Annotated in this window: 16 protein-coding genes; 12 read left to right on the top strand and 4 right to left on the bottom strand. The window is 51.8% G+C overall.

Annotated features, from left to right (window positions below; genetic code table 11):
* Positions 1–173: 173 nt before the first annotated feature.
* The gene (locus U9M73_RS21850; protein WP_260072002.1) at positions 174–1,127 is read right to left on the bottom strand and encodes a CotH kinase family protein; all 954 of its coding nucleotides are present in this window, start codon (positions 1,125–1,127) and stop codon (positions 174–176) included.
* 347 nt (positions 1,128–1,474) lie between these two features.
* Here U9M73_RS21850 and U9M73_RS21845 point away from each other — a divergent pair, with 347 nt between their 5' ends.
* The 10 genes from U9M73_RS21845 to U9M73_RS21800 all read left to right on the top strand — a co-directional run bounded on the left by U9M73_RS21845 (position 1,475) and on the right by U9M73_RS21800 (position 13,529).
* A complete protein-coding gene (locus tag U9M73_RS21845) occupies positions 1,475–1,900 on the top strand; it encodes a hypothetical protein (protein WP_323079264.1) in 426 nt (141 codons plus the stop codon).
* A gap of 26 nt (positions 1,901–1,926) precedes the next feature.
* Complete coding sequence (locus tag U9M73_RS21840; RefSeq protein WP_260072000.1) at positions 1,927–2,958, top strand: hypothetical protein; 1,032 nt, start codon at positions 1,927–1,929, stop codon at positions 2,956–2,958.
* Positions 2,959–3,116: 158 nt separating this feature from the next.
* Entirely contained in the window at positions 3,117–3,791 is a 675-nt protein-coding gene (locus U9M73_RS21835) for a DUF2642 domain-containing protein (RefSeq protein WP_260070704.1), read from the top strand.
* Positions 3,792–3,805: 14 nt separating this feature from the next.
* Positions 3,806–3,955 (top strand): hypothetical protein, encoded by a 150-nt coding sequence (locus tag U9M73_RS21830; RefSeq protein ID WP_009227114.1) that lies wholly within the window; start codon positions 3,806–3,808, stop codon positions 3,953–3,955.
* A 44-nt stretch (positions 3,956–3,999) separates the two neighbouring features.
* Entirely contained in the window at positions 4,000–5,370 is a 1,371-nt protein-coding gene (locus tag U9M73_RS21825) for an arsenic transporter (protein WP_323079261.1), read from the top strand.
* Between the two features lie 187 nt (positions 5,371–5,557).
* Positions 5,558–7,189 carry a formate--tetrahydrofolate ligase gene (locus U9M73_RS21820; protein WP_323079260.1) on the top strand — a complete coding sequence of 544 codons (1,632 nt, stop codon included), beginning with the start codon at positions 5,558–5,560 and terminating at the stop codon, positions 7,187–7,189.
* 171 nt (positions 7,190–7,360) lie between these two features.
* Positions 7,361–8,671 (top strand): ABC transporter substrate-binding protein, encoded by a 1,311-nt coding sequence (locus tag U9M73_RS21815; RefSeq protein ID WP_323079259.1) that lies wholly within the window; start codon positions 7,361–7,363, stop codon positions 8,669–8,671.
* 131 nt (positions 8,672–8,802) lie between these two features.
* Complete coding sequence (locus U9M73_RS21810; protein WP_323079257.1) at positions 8,803–10,542, top strand: cache domain-containing sensor histidine kinase; 1,740 nt, start codon at positions 8,803–8,805, stop codon at positions 10,540–10,542.
* 24 nt (positions 10,543–10,566) lie between these two features.
* Complete coding sequence (locus tag U9M73_RS21805; protein WP_323079255.1) at positions 10,567–11,940, top strand: ABC transporter substrate-binding protein; 1,374 nt, start codon at positions 10,567–10,569, stop codon at positions 11,938–11,940.
* A complete protein-coding gene (locus tag U9M73_RS21800) occupies positions 11,934–13,529 on the top strand; it encodes a response regulator (protein WP_323079254.1) in 1,596 nt (531 codons plus the stop codon). The genes U9M73_RS21805 and U9M73_RS21800 overlap by 7 nt, the downstream gene beginning before the upstream one ends.
* Before the next feature lie 234 nt (positions 13,530–13,763).
* Here U9M73_RS21800 and U9M73_RS21795 read toward each other — a convergent pair whose 3' ends face one another.
* Genes U9M73_RS21795 through U9M73_RS21785 form a run of 3 tightly spaced genes read right to left on the bottom strand, consistent with a single transcriptional unit; the run spans position 13,764 to position 17,343 of the window.
* Positions 13,764–15,899, bottom strand: coding sequence for a CotH kinase family protein (locus U9M73_RS21795; RefSeq protein WP_407673990.1), 2,136 nt, complete (start codon positions 15,897–15,899; stop codon positions 13,764–13,766).
* Positions 15,900–15,921: 22 nt separating this feature from the next.
* The gene (locus U9M73_RS21790; RefSeq protein WP_028539949.1) at positions 15,922–16,626 is read right to left on the bottom strand and encodes a DUF4956 domain-containing protein; all 705 of its coding nucleotides are present in this window, start codon (positions 16,624–16,626) and stop codon (positions 15,922–15,924) included.
* A gap of 3 nt (positions 16,627–16,629) precedes the next feature.
* Complete coding sequence (locus U9M73_RS21785) at positions 16,630–17,343, bottom strand: polyphosphate polymerase domain-containing protein (protein WP_323079253.1); 714 nt, start codon at positions 17,341–17,343, stop codon at positions 16,630–16,632.
* A 208-nt stretch (positions 17,344–17,551) separates the two neighbouring features.
* Here U9M73_RS21785 and U9M73_RS21780 point away from each other — a divergent pair, with 208 nt between their 5' ends.
* A complete protein-coding gene (locus U9M73_RS21780) occupies positions 17,552–18,787 on the top strand; it encodes a purple acid phosphatase family protein (protein WP_323079252.1) in 1,236 nt (411 codons plus the stop codon).
* A 368-nt stretch (positions 18,788–19,155) separates the two neighbouring features.
* The gene (locus tag U9M73_RS21775) at positions 19,156–19,347 is read left to right on the top strand and encodes a hypothetical protein (RefSeq protein ID WP_323079251.1); all 192 of its coding nucleotides are present in this window, start codon (positions 19,156–19,158) and stop codon (positions 19,345–19,347) included.
* The last annotated feature ends 115 nt before the right edge of the window (positions 19,348–19,462 follow it).

Here is a 19,462-nt window from a genome sequence, read left to right as displayed (position 1 = left end):
GCAAAAAGCCTGCACTTTTGCAGGCATTCCAGGCAAAACGGCCACTCCCCCGCAAAATAACTGTATTTTTGCAGGAATCGTGCAATCGCGTAGAGCGGCGTGTAGGGGCACGCGTGCAAATACCGAAAAGCGCGCCATCTCAGCCTACCCACCGTACCTACCTCATCCCATCACTACTTCTCAAGCTCGCGGAGCAAATATTCACGGCGTTTCGCGATATAATCCAGAATGACCTGACGGTCCGACAGGAGGATATCGGTGGAGTATTTACGCGTGGAATCCGCCATAAGCGCTGGCATCAACGAGGAGTGAAGTGAGTTAATGGTTGGAGCCAGCTGGTTCACCGTAAAATGACGCTCTAGAATCTCCTTCAGCGTATTGCGATACTGCCTCCGGACTGAGGGGAAGGAGAGCAGCTTTTGGGTCAGCCCGTTATACCCTTTGATCCGGACGTTGTCGATGTTGCTGAGCTTCCCGTAACTGTTTCTCCCCCAGGTTCCCTCGTAATCCCAAGGGCTCATTTGATATTTCAAGCTGCCCTTTTTGCGGAAGATCGCATAGTTTTGAGTAAAGCCGTCAAAGTTCCCGGTGCACACCGCCCCGCCTAACCAACGTAAATACTCCGGAACATCTAAATGCTTCTTCAAATAGGCCAGAAGGCGTTTCCCCTTGAGCGTATTGAGCCGTTCCACAAACCGCGAGATTCGTGCCATCTCCTGAGAGGTGCCAATCACCAGCTCGTAGCCGGAAGCAAGGTTGCGCTTGCGTTTTCCCCCCTCCCCAATCAGACGAAAGTTGGCATTGTTATTGATGGCATATAACAACGAACTCGTTTTCACTTTCCTTTTGGTAAAAAACGACCGATCTACCCCTTCAATCTCAAGATACAGCCCCTGATTCACTCCATTTACAACAAGGTAAACATGTCTCGTTCTTGGACTCGGAACTCCAATTTTTTCAAAAAACCAAAAAGATAGCGCGTTTCTCATCATGGTAGGATCATCCCACTCCACGTTGTAATGGATGCTCCTGTGACCTATGCGAAGTTCGTATGATTTTTTGTCGTAATAACGGGTGTGTCCGCCCCGGTAACGGATTTTGACGTTTTCTTTGATGTTATCCGTCATGAGTAAAGCGTTGGCGTATTGGTCATCCCATACGCTTTTTTCTAGCTTTGCTTGGTCTGACCGGCCGATTTGAAGCGAACGAACGGGGAACCTCAACCTGATCACCTTTCTTGCGGAAGCCTGCCGCATTTCACTTTAATATCCAGAATATGCAGGCGGTTGTCGGATGGTCCGCTTTTACCTATGGCAACAAGGATGTTAATTCTTTGATTCTTGTAGGCAATTCTACTTTAGTTACAGAAGTGGAAACTTATAGATGATAGATATCAGACTAGGACAAAGGTTAGTTATCGACATATGATGTACTACAATTCCCGCTAGGGGGCAAATGAAAGGAGGGGAGGAACGTGGCCTGCTACCAATCGCTGAGTCAATTAATGCATCTCATAGGTAAGGAAGTTTGTATAAATCGTGGTCAACCGGGTTTCATAATCGGCAGATTAGTAAGCATCCAGAATGATTATGTGGCCGTACAAACGAAGGATCGTCGCGTACTCTACTACCGTTCGGCTTTTATTGACAGCTTGTCCGAAACGAGATGGAAGAGAGTGCCGACGAACTACAGCCAAGAGGTTGAAGTGATCATGGCCCCTCGATTTAATGAACTTCTCTCAAGCCTCCTGGACCATCAGATCCTGCTAGATTTTGGCGGGCCGCAAGTCGAGAAAGGGTTGCTTACCCGTATAACTGCCGATGAAGTTGTGATGGAAGTGAATGAGGAGAGTGTAAGAATCCCTCTCGAGCAAATTCGTTATACGGTTTGTGAATGTTAAGCAATTTATGGAAGGGGAAATGGGTTATGGCCTTCAGTCAAACAGGAAACGGCTATAGCAATTTACAAGGGAGCACCGTCCGAATCAATCGGGGTGGCCCGGATTCGGTTGAAGGAACTTTGGTAGGTTACGGATCGGATTACCTTGTCATTCTGGCCAAAGACGGCACTGTCTATATCAAAAACGCTCATGTGAAGAGCTTTAGTCAAAACTTGGGCACAAAAGGGAAAACCAAAGGAACGATGGGGAGAACAGGCCAATCCATTATTCGTTCGTACAATTTCGATGGCGTTCTTCGTGCCCTGAAACACCAAAAAGTGCAAATTAACCGCGGAGGCCCTGAGAAGATCGAAGGGATCATCTCGGATTATGGCAACGATAGTTTGACTCTCATTGTCAATAATGAACTCGTGCAGATTCAAAGCTATCATATCAAAAGTGTGACCGTGCGCAGCCGCTCCAGCAGCAACAATAATAACAACAATAGAAACGGAAATAACCGAAACAACAATGGCAGATCCAACAACAACAGAACGGGAGGGAGAACCGGCGGCAGAACAAGCGGCAGAACCGACGGTAAAACCTCAGGCAGTAAAAGCGCCACCGTCTCTGGAGCTACAGGCGGCAGAACAAGTGGCGGTGGAGGTCGCGGCAGAACCGGCGGTGCGGGGACGGGCGGCAGAAACCGCACCCAGGGAAGAACCCAGGGAAGAGACCGCACCCAAGGCAGAGATCACACGCATGGAGACCATAATCATGGCGGAAACCACACACATGGAGACCATTCTCATGGTGGAAACCATACGCATGGCAGAGGAGGAGATTCTGCAACCGGTGGCAGAACCCGCACGCAAGGTAGAACGGGTGGAGCAGCTACTGGCGGCAGAACCCGCGGTAGAACTGGCGGCTCATCCACTTGGGGACGTATGGGTGGAGCTACTGGCGGCTACCGGTGGGGGACCAGAAAGACGAGCAGCAATGTGAAAAAGTCGAGCAAAAAACGGCAAGGAGGATCCTCCAAGGTATCCTCTAAGAAAAAATGGGATCCCTTTCTTTAAGAATGGAACGAAAGCCTGCAGTCGTTGAGGCGGTGCCTGGGGCGCCGCCCTCTTTAAGATTTAGGGAAAATACCCGCTATTTATCCTAGTTAAGCCGAGCCGACAAATGTCTTTCCTATCACCCTCACCAACGATGCTCATGATAAAGGAGGTATACGATGCCTATGCTAACTTCTTATATCGGACAACATATCGAACTCACCATTAGCGGCAGACCCCAATTAGACACAGGGTTCTTAGTTGATGCAGGGGATGATATTGTCGTCATCTTCAGACAGGAGCGCTATTACTACATTCCAACGAAGCACATTCATCACTTCCGGGTTATTCCATTTCCTGAGAAAGAACATGAGGGAACCTTGTATGAGAACCCGCTGGAATGGGCAGCGGGAGAGTCGATTTCCTTCCGGAAAACGTTGTTTAACGCCCGAGGCGTCTTTATGGAAGTTTATATGACGGGCGTTCATACGCTTAGCGGTTATCTGACCAGCGTCATGAACGATTACCTTGTATTCTATTCTACGGTTTTTCATACCGTGTATGTCCCATTGGACCACGTGAAGTTAATTATGCCTTATCCGGCCAACAAACCTCCCTTTTCTTTAGAAAATGAAAGACTGGGCGTCAAGCCCACCGGTCTGACATTGGCCCGAACGTTTGAGCAGCAACTTAAAAAGATGGAAGGGAGTTTGGCGGTTCTCGATCATGGGGAAGCGCCGGATAAATTCGGGATCGTTCAATCCGTTGATCGAGGTTTGCTTTACCTTGTTTTAGCTGACGGGGAATCGGTGATATGGAATATTCAGCATATTAAGTCTGTCCATTTGCCTTAAGGGGGGAGTAGAAAATGGTTGTCCTTGTATTGATTGTACTTTCGGGGTTGGGACTCTATACGTTGTTAAAACCTTCGGTCAAGGAAGAAACGATTGCCCATGCTCCTGTTGTTGAAGTTCAGCAGGCTGAGTACGAATACCTTGGTCGTGTCAGCGGTAAATAATCGGCCGGCTAGAGCAGAAACAATTGGAGAATGGAGGTGGTCACTTGATAGAGCTTACAGCTGCAAGCTTAACGATTCTCGCATTTGTTCTAACCACCATCCTAATCTTGTGGCGCCCAAGGGGACTCAATGAAGCTTTCCCCTCCACGATCGGGGCTGTCATCGTCTTACTCAGCGGGACAGTGAACTTTTCCGATCTGCTTCATATCGGAGAGACCGTGAGCGGAGCGGCGATCACGATTATGGCGACGATTATTATGGCGCTTGTCTTGGAAAGCTTCGGTTTTTTTCATTGGGCAGCCGAGGGACTTGCTTACCGATCCAGGGGCTCCGGGATCCGCTTGTTTTGGTACGTGAACCTGATGTGTTTTTTAATGACGCTGTTCTTTAATAATGATGGCAGCATTCTCATTACGACACCGATATTACTGCTATTGCTAAGAGAATTTAAGTTGAAAAACCATCAGAAGATCCCTTATCTCTTATCCGGAGCTTTAGTGGCAACAGCCTCCAGCGCCCCGATCGGAGTCAGCAACATCGTGAACTTGATTGCACTTAATATGGTTGGGATGAACTTATATACGCACACGATGATGATGTTTGTCCCTGCAATTTTAGGGTTGATTGTGCTGGTAGGTTTACTATTTCTCGTATTCTATCGTCAATTGCCGAAAGAGCTGCCGCCCAGATTGAGGGCACATCCGTTAAAAGCACCGCGATTAAGCCTTGAATCCGATGATGGGTTGGAGCAGGCTGCGCCGTATCGCGAGCCCTTGAAACAAGATACGAAATTTATGCAAAAAATATTGCTATTCGTGCTCATCGTACGCATCAGTTTATTTGTTGCCTCTTACTACGGGATTCCCGTAGAGCTGGCTGCTGTACTTGCCTCTTGTGTATTGCTAGGGTGGAGATGGTACCGTTTGAAGATTCCGCCATCAGATATGCTTCGCAAGGTTCCGTGGCATATTTTGGTTTTCGCTTTCAGCATGTATGTTATCATTTTTGGGTTACACAACATCGGATTAACGAATTTTCTCATTTCGCTTGTAAATCCTCTGATCCACGACGGCATGCTGAACGCCAGCTTGCTCATGGGAGGAGTTATGACGTTACTCTCCATATTTTTCAATAATCACCCTGCTTTAATGATCGGAACGATGACGCTCACCGAAATGCAGCTGGACCCTCTGACGCTAAAGATCTCTTATCTGGCTAGTGTCATTGGCAGTGATATCGGTGCATTGTTATTGCCGATCGGGACGTTAGCTTCGTTGATCTGGTTCCATCTTCTTAGAAAACATCACGTCAAAATTACATGGGATGATTACTTGAAAGTGACGATGATCGTCATCCCGCCTACGCTGATCTTAACACTGGTCCTCTTGCCTTTGTGGGTACAATGGATCTTATAAATCGAACAGGGGCCTGCAGCTTACGCCGAAGGCCCTTGATGTTTTTCCGAAGTAGTGCTGCAATCGGGATTCAGGACGAAATCCATCACGCATATTTCCATCTATTTCATGTACAATAAGGATGAATTCTTTCTATAAGATTTTCGGGATAAAAAAAGAACGAGATAGATGGAGGTAGCGGAGTGGAATGAAGCCGATATTGGAAGTAGCCGCATCGTGTGGAATTGCCGAACAACATATCGAATTGTATGGACGGTATAAGGGGAAAATAGATGCTAGCATCCGAGAAGAGTTTCGCAACCGGCCGGATGGAAAATTAGTGCTGGTGACCGCGATGAATCCGACGCCGGCTGGAGAAGGAAAAACGTTAACGACGATTGGACTAGCCCAATCGCTGAATGCCATCGGGCGGACAACCATTGCGGCGCTGCGGGAGCCGTCGCTTGGACCTTGCTTTGGCATGAAAGGCGGTGCAACCGGCAGCAATAAAGCGCAGCTGCTCCCTTCAGAGGATATCAACCTGCATTTTACCGGAGACCTGCATGCCATTACATCCGCGCATAATTTGCTGGCGGCGATGTTGGATAATCATATTTTTCAAGGGAATGCCCTGCAGATCGACACGGACCGGATCTTGTGGAAACGGGCCATGGACATGAATGACCGCAGCCTGCGGCAAATCGTCGTAGGACTAGGCGAAGGAAACGGGAGCGTGCACGAATCCGGATTTATGATCACAACGGCCTCCGAGGTCATGGCGGTGTTATGCCTCAGTGAGGATGCGCAGGATCTCAAGGACCGCTTGAGCCGGATGGTCGTGGCCCGGAACATGGCAGGCGAGCCGATCACCGCAGCGCAGATTGGCGCCGTGGATGCGATGACCGTCCTGCTGAAGGATGCGATCAAGCCCAATCTGGTGCAGACGGCGGAGGGAACGCCGGCAATCGTGCACGGCGGACCGTTTGCCAATATCGCCCACGGTTGCAGCAGCGTAATCGGTACGAAGACCGCTTTGAAGCTGGCGGATATCGTTGTGACAGAAGCGGGCTTTGGAGCTGACTTGGGCGCGGAGAAGTTCTTCGACATCAAATGCCGGCAGGCAGGTTTGAAGCCGGATGCAGCTGTATTGGTCGTCACGGTGAAGGCGTTGAAATACAACGGCGGAGCGTCTAAGACCGAGCTGGACCAGCCCAATATGGAAGCGCTGCGAGCCGGATTGCCCAACATGAAGCGGCATCTGGAGAACCTTCGCAAATTTGGGGTGCCGGTGATGGTCGCGATTAATCATTTTACCAGTGATACGGAAGATGAGATTGCGCTTGTGAAAGAGGAATGCGCCCGGTTGGGCGTTAAGGCAGAGCTGTCGGACGTTTGGGCGAAAGGCAGTGAAGGCGGCAGGGAGATGGCGTTGGCTCTGCTGGGCATGTTGGAGCAGGAGACCGCGCAATATACTCCGCTTTATCCCGATGATCTGGACCTCAAGGCCAAAATCGAGACGGTGGTTAGGGAAATTTACCGCGGCGAGGGCATCAAGCTAAGCGCCAAAGCGGCCGCCCAAATCGAGGAGCTGGAGCGGCAGGGCTTCGGCCGGCTGCCGGTCTGCATGGCGAAGACGCCGTATTCGTTCTCCGATCAGGCGAATCTGTTAGGCGCCCCTGAAGGATTTACCGTACAAGTCAAGGACGTTACCTTATCCGCAGGTGCCGGCTTTGTTGTCGTTCATACCGGTAAAATCGTCACCATGCCCGGGCTGCCAAAGCATCCGGCTGCGGAGCGGATTCATCTTGGCGAACGCGGGCAAGTTGCAGGTTTACTATAAATATGGAAAAGAGCGTCCGATTCTTCACGGATTGAAGTGGAGAATCGGCTTTTTGTTGCCTGGGATCGGAAAAATTCCAACCTGAAATCGCAAAATTGCCTCCTCAAAAATCCGCGTTGATTTCGCTAGACTAAAGGTATAAATTCGGATGCAGGAAAGGAATCAACCGCAATGAAGAGAGGAAAATGGTTGGCTGTTCTGCCGGTTGCCGCCATGATGATTTCTTTGCTAGGCGCATACAGCGTGATCAATGCGGCGAATGATGAGGAGAGCATCGCTTCGGGCCTGACCAATGGCAGTCTAGGTTCCCCGATTGAGCTGACGTTCTGGGCGCTGGAAGATGCCCATTACGAAGCGCTGGCCCAGGAATATATGGCGGAGCATTCTAATATTCACATCCGATTCAGCAAGGCAACAGATTCAATCGAACAAGATGACCGCTTAGAGGCAGCCTTGTCCGCTGGGACAGAAACCCCGGATATTTTGATGTTAAATCAGGAGTCCATGCAGCGGTTGATGGATCAACCAGATCGGTTTTATAACCTATATGATTTTGGCGCGAAGAGCATCGAACAGAACTACCTCTATTGGGCGTGGAAGCAAGCGACTACGGCTGACGGTTCCTTTCAAATGGGCTTGCCGGCCGAGGTCCGTCCGACGGTGGTTTACTATCGCGCGGATTTAATGGAACAAGCCGGACTTCCAACCGATCCCGAGGAATTTAGCGCCGCGATCAACAAATGGGATAAATTTGCCGCGGTGGCAAAGCAGTTTACGAAGGAAACCGGAATCCCGTTTGCCGATTCGGCAGAATTAGTGTATAACGGCCTGCGCGACCAATCGACGGACGTGATTTACTTTAATAAGGTTGACGGCTCCTATATCGCGGACACGAATCCGCAGGTGAAGAAGGCGTACGATTTTACGGTAACAGGCATTCAAGAAGGATGGATTGGCAGCTGGGCACTTGGTTCTCCCGAATGGGAACAAGCGATTCGCGAGGGGAATGCAGGCGTCATTCTCGGCCCAACCTGGATGGAGGACAAGATCCGCAGCGCCAAGGCGACAGCCGGCAAGTGGCGGATTGCGCAAATTCCTGAAGGCTCCGGCAGCTGGGGAGGCTCGTTCCTGACGTTGCCGATGGAAGGGAAGCATCCGAAGGAAGCTTACGAGTTTATTACCTGGTTAACCAACAAGGAGCAACAGTTGAAGTCGTTTCAAGCCAACGGGCAGATGCCATCAATTCCGTCTGTCTATAACGAGCCGGCTTTCCTGGCCGAAGAAGATGAGTTTTTTGGAGGACAGGTGATCTCGGAGGCTTACGCCCGATCGGCGCAACGCGTCAAACCGTTCTACCGTGGTCCGCGGTTTGAGCAAGTTGATTTGAAGCTCAAGAATGCGCTCCAGAACGTGCTTGAGAACAAAGCGAATCCGCAAAAGGAATGGGAGAAAGCCATCGCAGCTGCTAGAAACGATGGTTGAACATAGGTCATGAAAGGATACGTTAAAACAGATTCGCAAGGGGCTTGCCCTCTTGCGAATTTCGCTTTGTCGAAAGGTGTTCTGCTGGGGTATGAAGAATAATAGAGTAGGAGAAACATAGGAGGAACGAAATGAAGCTTCGTCGAAAAATCTTGCTGGCTATTATTCTTCTCGTCTTTATTCCCGTCATTCTGATGGGCTCCATCTCGTATTACAGCTTCTCGCGGGCCATGGAGAATAAATCGAATACCTTCTATTGGGTCTCCTTGCTTGAAACCGACCGCAAGCTGAAGTTTGCGTTAAACGAGGTGACGACCGTCTCGAACTCGGCGATCGCGCAGCCATTAATCCAGCAGTTGGTGAAGCAGCCGAACTTTGCGGTGACCTATGAGCAAAAGCAGGACATCAACAACCTGATCAACCACCCGATGATTACATCGTTTGGCCTGTATTCCAAGGACAAACTGCAGTACCAGTTTAATGAGGCGATGTCCCTTCAGGAATTGAAGCAGCAAAGCTGGTATGGGGCGATGGAAACCGCCGAAGGCCGCCCGGTTTGGGTAGGGCCGGGGGAGAACGGTTCGGCCGCCTCCGGGAAGCCGGTGCTGATTCAAGCCCGATTAATTAAGGATTACTACTCTCTGGAGGATATCGGCGCGTTAGTGATTTACGTGAAGCCAGATATTTTGGATCAAGTGTTTTGGGATGCTGTGACGTTAAAGCAGGGCGATATCTTGCTCGTGAACAAGCAGGGGAATATCGTGTTCGACAAGTCCGGCTCGTATATCGGAGAGCGCACGGAATTTCCTTTCCTGACCCAGGAGGAGCCGGAAGGGAAAGGGTATTATACCACCAAATATCAAGGCGAACCCTCGCTGATCACCTACTTGCCTTCACATAACAAGGATTGGTATCTTGTGGCCATTACGCCCAGTAAGCTGATCGCTTCGGAATCGAACTCGATCCGCAACATCGCGATTGTGTTGGTGCTGGTGTCGCTGATTTCGGCCTTTCTGTTCGACCGGTTTTTCGTCCGTCGATTGGTGCGCAGCATCATCGGTGCGGTTAACGGGATGAAGCGGGTGCAGCAGGGGATATTTGTGCCGATTACCTCTTCCGTGCGCAGCGAAGACGAAACGGATTTGCTCGTCGATGGCTTTAATCGGATGAGCACGCAAATCTCTGAGCTGATTGAACAGGTAGAGACCGAGCAGGCAAGGAAGAAGGAGTTCGAGCTTCAGGCGCTGGTTGCTCAGATCAATCCTCATTTTATTTATAACTCGCTGGAATCGATCAATTCGCTGGCGGTTTTGCAGGGGAACAAGGAGATCAGCAAAATGGTGGTCTCGCTCGGCAAGCTGCTGCGCATCAGCATTAGCGAAAACCAACAACTTATTACGCTGGCCATGGAAATGGAGCATGTGCGGCATTATCTGGATATTCAGAAGTTCCGCTTTGAGGAGCAGTTCGACTATCAGATCGAAATCCCCGAGTCGCTGAAACACTATTTGACCCAGAAGCTGATCGTCCAGCCAATCGTGGAAAACGCGCTGTACCATGCGATCGAGCCGATGAAGGAAAAAGGGCTGATCTCGATTACAGCGAAGGAAGATGACCGGGATATTATGATGTATGTGACGGATAATGGGCCGGGCTTCAGCTTGGATCGGCTGATGAATTTGTGGAGCAAGGACGAAGGCAATAAAAACTACCGGGGAACCGGGGTTGGACTTCGAAATGTGCATGAGCGGTTGCGCATCCGGTTTGGCAGCCGCTACGGCATCCTGATCTGTTCATCTCCCGGACATGGCTCGACCATCCGCATCCGCATTCCGAAGCTTCTCCACGATTCGGCAGCGGCGAAACGATAACGACGGAGGAAGGAGGCGGTTGACATGAAAAAATGGTTTTTGAACTGGGGCTGGATCGCCGTCTACGCCGTAGTGCTGGCAATCTCCGTGTTGATCATCGCGGGCGCCGGTCACGAGCCAATCGAGGAGAAGCAGACCGAGAAGGTCACTTTAACCTTCCGCCACTTTTGGATTAAGGAGCATGACCGGCAGATGCTGAACATCGTCGAGGACGTTGTGGCCAAGTTCCAAGAGACGCATCCCAACGTCAAGGTGAACTTCGAGGGAATGGACCAGACCGTCCACCGCGAGCAGAAGCTGAAGAGCGAAATGGTTACCGGGACGCCGCCCGACATGTTTGTGTTGTTTGGGGGAGCTGAAATCGAGCCTTACGTCCGCTCCAACCGGCTGATGGACTTAACGGATTTCGTAGAGGAAAATGGGCTTAAGCAACAGTTTCAGGATTTGCATTTATGGACCTTCGACAATCATATTTACGGGTTGCCGATTGAAGGGAATGCGGAGCCGCTGTTTTATAATAAGGAAATCTTTAATGACTTGGGCTTGGAGCCTCCGGAGACGCTGGAGGATTTGAACAAGGTTATAGACGTGTTGACCGTTCACGGGATCACGCCGTTTGCGCTGGGTAACGAGGAACGCTGGCCGGCGGCTATCTTCGCCCATTATTTGATGGACCGGTATGCCGGGCCGGGGCTGATCAATGAGCTGGTGCAAGGCGACGAGTCGTTAAGCTTTCAGAACCCCTATTACTGGAAAGCTTTTAAGCAATTGAAAAGTTGGATCGATGAGAACGCCTTCTACGAGCCGGCCAACGACCTGTCAACGGAGGAAGCCATCGAACGGTTCACCAGCGGTGAGGCGGCGATGTACCTGAACGGGAGCTGGGACATCAACCTGTTCCACAACGAGAAGGCGCCGGCAGGCTTTCAGAATCAGGTCGGCGTGATCCCGTTCCCGTCGCTGACGGAGGGGGGCAGCCGCTCGATCGCCGGAGGGTATACCATCGGAATCGGATTATCCTCCAATCTGGAGGAGGCCAAGTGGGAAGCGGCGCAGGAGCTGCTGAAGGCTCTTTATTCCGAAGAGGTGCAACGGCGTATCGTTTATGAGGCTTTGCGTATTCCTTCGATGAAGATTACGTATGACTCAGAAAAAACGGGACCGGTGTTTGCTCAAGTAGTTGAAATGATGGAACAAAGCAGCCAAAGCTTTGTCCCTTACGATAACGTGCTTCCTCCCGAGGTAAATAAAACGTTCCTCAAGGTACTGGAGGAAATGATCAGCAAGCGGACGAAGCCCGAGGAGGCGTTGGAACAGATTCAACAAACGTCGGCGCAATATTGGCAGCTTCGCAGAAGCTCGTTGCCGGCGGAGACGGCTGGAGGTGCAGGATGGTAGCACAAGGTGAGAAATATCGGGTCATTTTGGTGGACGATGAACCGGTGATTTTGCGAAGTTTGCGAGTCGCCGTGCCCTGGGAGGAACTGGGCCTGGAAATCGTCGGAGAAGCGCGGGGAGGCGAAGCAGCGCTGGAGCTCATCCGCGAGCTGTCCCCGCATATGGTCATCAGCGACATTCGCATGCCGGGGATGGACGGAATCACGTTGATGAAGGAAGTGTTGGCGGAGAATGCCAATCGGCTGTTTATTTTCGTCAGCGGCTACGGGGAGTTTGAATATGCCCGCGAGGCGTTGCGGGAAGGAGCGTTTGATTATCTGCTGAAACCGATCGACCATGACGAGCTGATCGAGATGATCCGGCGGGCGAAGAGAACGTTGGAGAAGCGGGCGGAGAACGATAAGCTGCTGCACTCGGTGCAGGTGTTGTCGATGCTGGCGAGGGAGCGGATGTTTGCCGAATTTATCGAAGGCAACCAGAGCCAAAGTCATCTGCAGCATATGCGCTGGCTGGAGAACAGCGAGCTGATGCAGGACTATTTTATGGCGGTGATCCAACTGGATCATTTCGTCAAGCTGAACGAGCAGTGGTCGCCGGAGGAGCGGCGGCTGTGGTTATTTGCGGTGCGCAACATTTTGGGGGAATGGTCGGTGGCGCATGGGGCGCTGACGATGTTCCCTTTTCACGCCGGGGAATGGGTGTTGCTGTTCCCGAGTACGCTCTCCAGCCAGAAGGAGGAGCTGGGCAGCGATGCCATCCGCCAGATTCAGCTCTATACCAAGCTGTCCTGCTCCATCGGGTTCAGCCAAACGGCGGCGGGGCTGGAGCGGTTGAGCGAGGCGTACCAAAGCGCCACAAGGGCGTTGTATCAGCGGTTTTACAGCGACCGGGCGGGCGTGTTCATCGATCAACCGAGCCGGGAGCCCGGGGCCGATCGGGAGGCCAAATATCCGAAGCACCTGGAAGCGGTGCTCCTGGACAGCATTCGGACGCTGAACCGGGAGCGGCTATTGTCCGCATTGGATGAAACGAAGCAATATCTCGAAGAGCAGGCCTTCTCGAAGGAAGCCGCCGAGCGGATGATCGTGGAACTGACAGTGGTCATGTTCCGGCAATACGAGCAGATGCACCTGCTGTCAGAGTGGTCGCTGGAAGGCTTGCTGCAGGAGCTGCAGTCCCTCGGAACATTGAGTGAAATGATCGGGCTGCTGAAAGCGAACTTTGGCCGGTGGATCAGCGAAAGCCGCGAGAGCCAGATCAAGGACAACGTGCAGAATGTGATCGCCAAGACGCAGGAGTACATTTTAAGCAACTATCATAAGGACCTCAGCATGGAGGAAGTCGCAGAGCGCGCCGATTTGAGCATCAGCCATTTTTGCTTGCTGTTTAAGCAGGTGACCGGCTACACGTTCCTCGAGTATTTGACGGAATGCCGTATCGAAAAGGCCAAGTATATTCTGAAGAACAGCCAAGTCAAAGTGTACCAAGTCGCCCCGATGGTAGGTTATCAAGACCCGCGTTACTTCACCCAGGTCTTTAAAAAAGTAACCGGCATGACGCCAACGGAGTATAGGGAGGCAGGGGTGTAGGTTGTATGGGGGGGGCAGTAGCATGATGTCCTGCCTTGCTCGGTTGTCCCGATTCCTGCAAAAATACAGTTTTTGAGTAACTTTTATCGTAAAATAGCAAAAAACCTGCAAAAGTGCAGGCTTTTTGTTCGTTTAAAGCGAAATTGCGGATTTTCGAGAAAAATAACTGCACTTTTGCAGGCATTTGCTCAAAATAGCCATTTGGCTCGAAAAAAGATGTACTTTTGCAGTTTTCTATAGCCGTTTCCGGCGGAAGAAAGCGACGAAGCCTGCAGCGGCTAGGAGCACCAGCAAGGAGATGCCGGTGATCAGCGCTTCGCTGCTGCTAGCTTGTTGGCCGTTTGGCCCGAAGCCGCGGCCGCCGCCCGGGAAATCGCCGCCGCGGAAGCCGCCCGCAGGGCGAGCTTCGCCCGCGCCGCCGGCGGCATCGCCAAGCTCACCGGCGTCGCCCGGGAACCCTTCCGGAGGCTGCATGCCATCCGGAAGGGCCGGCGGGCTGCCGGCCTCGCCTTCGGCGCCAGGCGCACCCGGTGCGCCCTGCGGCAGCTGCGCCTGGGCGTCGCCGCTGGCGGCGCCGTCCGCCGCGGCGGCTGGCGCGCCCGCTTGCGTCGCTTGCGCCGGGTCGCCCATGGCGCCGTTACCGCCGGCTTGCGGCGGTTGCCCGCCTTGGCCGGCGGGAGCGCCATCGCCGCCCTGCGCGCTGCCCGCTGCGCCGTTGGTCGGCGTGCTTGGCTCCGCGACTGCGCCGGCTTGGGTCTCGCTCTGGCCTTGCGCTGCAGTGCGGCCCGTACGCCCGCCGCCGAAGCCGCCGCCCATGCCGCCAAAGCCGCCGCCGCTGCCCGATCCATCGCCGGACGAGGCGATGGTACCGTCGAGCTGCTGCTGGATATTCTCGATCTGACTAGCATTGGTACTGATCAGTTGGGGCACAGCTTGCTCGTATTCTTCATAGGTGTAAAAGGCCGTTGGATCGGCTTTTACATAAGACGAGATCATTTCCGACAACTCCGTGACGCGGGCGGAGAATTTGTCATTCTCCAGGAAGTTGTCGATCGCTGACTGAAGGATATCATGGTACTGGACCTTGTATTCATCTACTGCCAGCAGCTTGGCCACCAGCGGCCGATCTGCTACGGCGCCTTGCGTTGGTTCGTCGATCAGCAGATTGCTCCGACCCGAACCACCGCCGCCTGGAGCCGCTCCACCTGGAGCCGCCGCACCGCCTTGAGCGTCCGCGCCAGCGCCAGCTTGCGGCTGCCCGCGGGCAGCACCAGCGTCACCGCCACCGGTTGCACCGTCTTGCGCACCGCCACCGGCCGCCCCGGTCGCACCGGCTGCACCGCCAGCGCCATCCGCTCCGCCGCCAGCGCCGCCGTTCGCGCCGCGGCCGAATCCGCCGCCGCCCCGGCCCATACCGCCAAAGGCCATGTTGTAATCCCAAGGCAGGATGGAGAAGACGCCGTCGTCCTCGTACAAATAATAGTTCTGCTTATTGGCGCCGATGTAGCTGTCCATATTGTTTGTGAGCGTGTTTAGCGCAATGTAGCCCAGCGCGTCCGGCACATTGATGTATTTTTCATAGTTGCTGCCGTTATTCAGTTCATCCAGCATCTTGATCAGGATATCGCCGTTCGACGACTTCGACTTAAGCACCAATCCGGTATACGCCGACAGATCATCGCCCAGCCAAGTCAAATCGCTGCCGCTGCCGGTCATTTCCCCTTTGTACAACGCCCCGTAGGCATTGCCAAAGTTACGCTCCAGATAGGCGTCGCCGATTTGCTCCACCGCCAGGTAGAACCCCCAGAGCTCGCCGTTAATATAGACGTTCACGTAAGAGTGCTTTGGCGTTGGCAAGCCCATCTGCTCGGATAGCTCATAGGTCAGAAACTCCCGCATGTACGTAGCGTCACTGTAGTTGTTGTTCAGGTTGATTTTTTGAATACCTTCCAAGGTTTGATTCACATATTCGTCAAAAGACAACTTAAAGCTGTACCGATCGGAATCGCTCATTTGCACCACGCTGCGCAAGCTCAAATTGCCTTTGGTACGGATGCCGACATTGTCAAAATGGTGACCGTTGTAATCCACCGACGCGGTTTTGAATTCCTCGGCGCTGGCATTGTCCAGCATGTCTTGGAAATCCGCCTCGTCGATGGTGATTTTCACGTCAACCACCCGGTCCTTGGGGAACACCTCTTCATCCAGCTTTTTCTCCTCCGCAGAGACCGTTCGCTCCCCGGCAGCCCCCGTCTGACTGTTCGTCACGGAGGATCCCCCGGAATTCATGGTGGCCTCGCAAGCAATCAGGCCAACCAACAGCAGCCCGACGCACGTCCACAGCAAAAGCCGGGTCCCTTTGCGCATCATTCTCTTCCACCTCCGGGTTCCGTTAAGACACGTAGTCGCCGTTATAGCTGATCAACACGGCATTTTTGACGCCGCCCAGCGCGGTAATTTGGTTCACAAAATTGCCTTCCTGATCGCGCAAGCGAACCTCTAGCGTCATTTCAATGTTGCCTGCGGTTACGGTTTTTTGCTTCACGTTGTAGCGTTTGACCAGCTGCCCGATTTGCGAATGAACGAGCTTCTCGCTCTCATCGCTCTCACAGTTCACAACCAGCAGATAAGGGGTTTCCAAGGAACTGCTCTTGATGAACAGGAACAGGATGAGGCCAATCACCGCCGAACCGATGGCGGCCAGCGCATAAAACCCGGCGCCCGCGACGATCCCGGCTGCGGCTGCCCAGAACAGGAAGATCAGATCGGTTGGATCCTTGATCGGCGTACGGAAGCGGACGATCGACAGGGCACCAACCATACCGAGGGACAGCACCAGGTTGGAGTTGACGGCGATAATCACCATCGCAGTGACCATTGTCATGCCGATGAGCGAGACGTTAAAGCTCTTCGAGTACAGCACCCCGCTGAATACCCGTTTGTACAAAATGTAAATGAACAGTCCGATCAGGAACGAAACGCCTAACGTAATGATGATTTTGCTGATGCTGATGTCTGAAGTGAAATTGTCGAGAATGGAATTTTTCACGATATCGCTAAAATTCGTTGTTGTCGTTGCAGTATTTGTTGCATTCATCAATCAATAATCCTCCCATGCGTTGGTCTTCAAATATTTGCGGCAAATGACGTATTTGGATGCCGATTGCTGTCTCAGCCCCTCTAACTGCAGAGCGGCCCGCAGATATTCCGGAATGTACTCGTCGTATTTGACCTCGAGAATGATGAGCTTGTCATCGTTGGCCGAAACGGGCCGTAAATCCGGGTCAAACAAATTGACGGCATGGAGTCCGGTCCGCAGCTCCTTATCAAACGTGATCCGCACATTGCCGTTCGGGCAAACAAACGGTTCGCGGACATAATCGACGATCACCTGCGGCGCCAAGAGTCGCTGCTTCATCTCAAGGTAAAGCTCATACAACAGCGGCTTTTCCGGCACGTTCAGCACTTCAATATTTCCGGCCAGGATGGCATCCACCGTCTCCCGGGTCAACCGTTCTTTGAGCTTGGCGATATAGTCGCCTTTTTTGATTTTTTTCTCAAACTGAATCAGGTCGTCCCGCCCGTTATAAATGCGAATCCGGTATTTACGGCGGTCACGGATGCCCCCCAATTTGTCGTGCAAGGCGGAGTTGTCGATGTCGTCGAAATACAGGCTGCGAATATGGTATTCACCGTCCTGTCCCGCATGTTCGTCATGGCGGGCTAATCCCCGTAACCGTTGCCGAAGGATATAATACTGGTGGCGGTTGATCATAAATTTCAGCTCGTGGCGATACTTCAGTTTCTGGTTCAAGTTCAAGTTGCACCTCTTTTCTCGGGAACCTTATGTGTGATGTCATTTATCCTATCAAGGCTCCCTGATTGTCCACTTAACGCAAACTGAAAATCAACTGAAAGTTTTAACACTGCGTTGACAAATGTGAAATCCTGTAAGTCGGAAAGTTGACAGGGGGCTCCCCCGCGCATTATCTTGAGGGAAATTCACGAAGGAGTTTTTTTATATGAAAGGTCGGAGTCAGATGGTTTGGCTGGGGATAGTGGTAGTTGTGTTGCTGCTTGGCATCGTCGTCTTTGGCTGGCAAAAAAAACAACAGGCTGGCGTATCCGCCGTCCCGAAACCCCAATCGATCGTGATGACGATCGGCGGGGATGCGCGGACGACGATGGCGTTCACCTGGCAGACTGAAGGGGCGTCCGGGGAGCCTGGGATTTTGCAGATCGCGGAGGGGGCGGAGCCCGATCCTTCCTGGAACGAGGCAGAGGTGCTCAGCTTCAAAGCGAAGGCGTCCGTGATGGAGGACGGGGGCAAAGGGCAGACAGTGTACAAGGTGTTAGCCGCCGGCCTTCGTCCGGGAACGACGTATGTCTACCGCGTGGGAAATGGACAGGAAGACGGCTGGAGCGAGCCGGTCAGCTTTGTGACAGAACCTGAGGAACCTCAGGCGTTTACCTTCATTAACGTCACGGATTCGCAAGGCGAGAAGGCTGCGGATTTCCGGCCTTGGGCGCGCACGTTGGACAAAGCGTTTCAAGCATTCCCGGAAGCCCGCTTCATCGTGCACAACGGGGATATGACAGAGAATCCGGACGATGCGCAGGGCTGGAAATGGCTGTTTGGACAAGCCGCCCAATGGCTTACCCGCGTGCCGCTGATGCCGGTGGCGGGCAATCATGATGAAATTTCCGGGGACGCTTCGGCGTTTACGTCGCATTTTCTTGTGCCGGAGAATGGGGCGGAGGGAGCTACGCCGGGGACTACGTATTCTTTTGATTATGGATTTGCTCATATCGTTGTGCTCAATACGGAGTCCAAAATCAAAAGGCAGACGGAATGGCTCAGAGAGGATTTGCGCAAGAACACCAAGCCTTGGACAATCGTGGCGATTCATCGGCCTGCTTACGGTGGAAATCAGTACGACAAAATCGAGGATTGGATTCCGGTGTTCGATGAGTTTGGCGTGGATCTGGTGCTGCAGGGGCACAACCATGAATATTCCCGCTCCTATCCGATCAGGGATGGACAAATCGCCCAAGACGGCAAAGGGACCGTCTATGTCGTCACCAACACCTCCGGTCCCAAATTTAACGATTTAAAAAAAGATAAGTTCTACCATGCCGTACACACCCAACCCAACAAGCAGACGTTTGCCGGGATCACCGTAAGCGAGCACACCTTGGTGTACATCGCGTATACCGTGAACGGCCGCAAGTTGGATGAGTTTACGCTGGAGCGTTGAATGATCGGGCTTGACGATCAGGAGGAGTGGGCACCGATAATTTCTTTATTTAAGGCGACTGATCGTTTGATTATCGTTGACTTTAGAGAAGATAAATACTTCCTTCAAAGTTTTTGATTAAATCAAAGGAGATTTTGGTTTTACTCCTAGCCCTAAAGAAATCCAGTAGGCTTGAAGTTGATGAGAATGAAACTTATAGATTAAGAATAAATTCAAAAGAAAGTAAGTTGTTTGATCTGGTTTTTGAATCTGAAACTGCTGTTTTACAGCAGGAGCCTGTTCATAAAGCATCCTACAGTTTGAAGAATGATTGGAGTTCTAATGCTGAAAATGAAAAAGTTTTTATGGAGAAGACGAGGTGATGTTCTATGAAACGTTATAAATACATTGCAATTGGAATAATTTTTATTTTATTAGTTGCTGGTACATTGATTTTTTATAACAATTCAAAAAATACTACATTTAACGAGATTGTGTTGAAAGATATAAATTTTGATGAAATAAGCTCATTACAAGTCATTAGTCGATTATATAACTCTGCAGATGAAGAAGAACTATAGATTATTTTTCACATCTTGAGTTAAAGAAAACGAATTTATCAAACATTAGTTACACGGAGTCCTACTGGATAACTATAAAAGTCAACAGGGAGTTAGCGTTTGGATTAATCCTTTA

This window comes from Paenibacillus phoenicis, from assembly GCF_034718895.1.
Classification (GTDB): Bacteria; Bacillota; Bacilli; order Paenibacillales; family Paenibacillaceae; genus Fontibacillus; species Fontibacillus phoenicis.
This window is presented reverse-complemented; position numbering and strand designations above follow the sequence as displayed.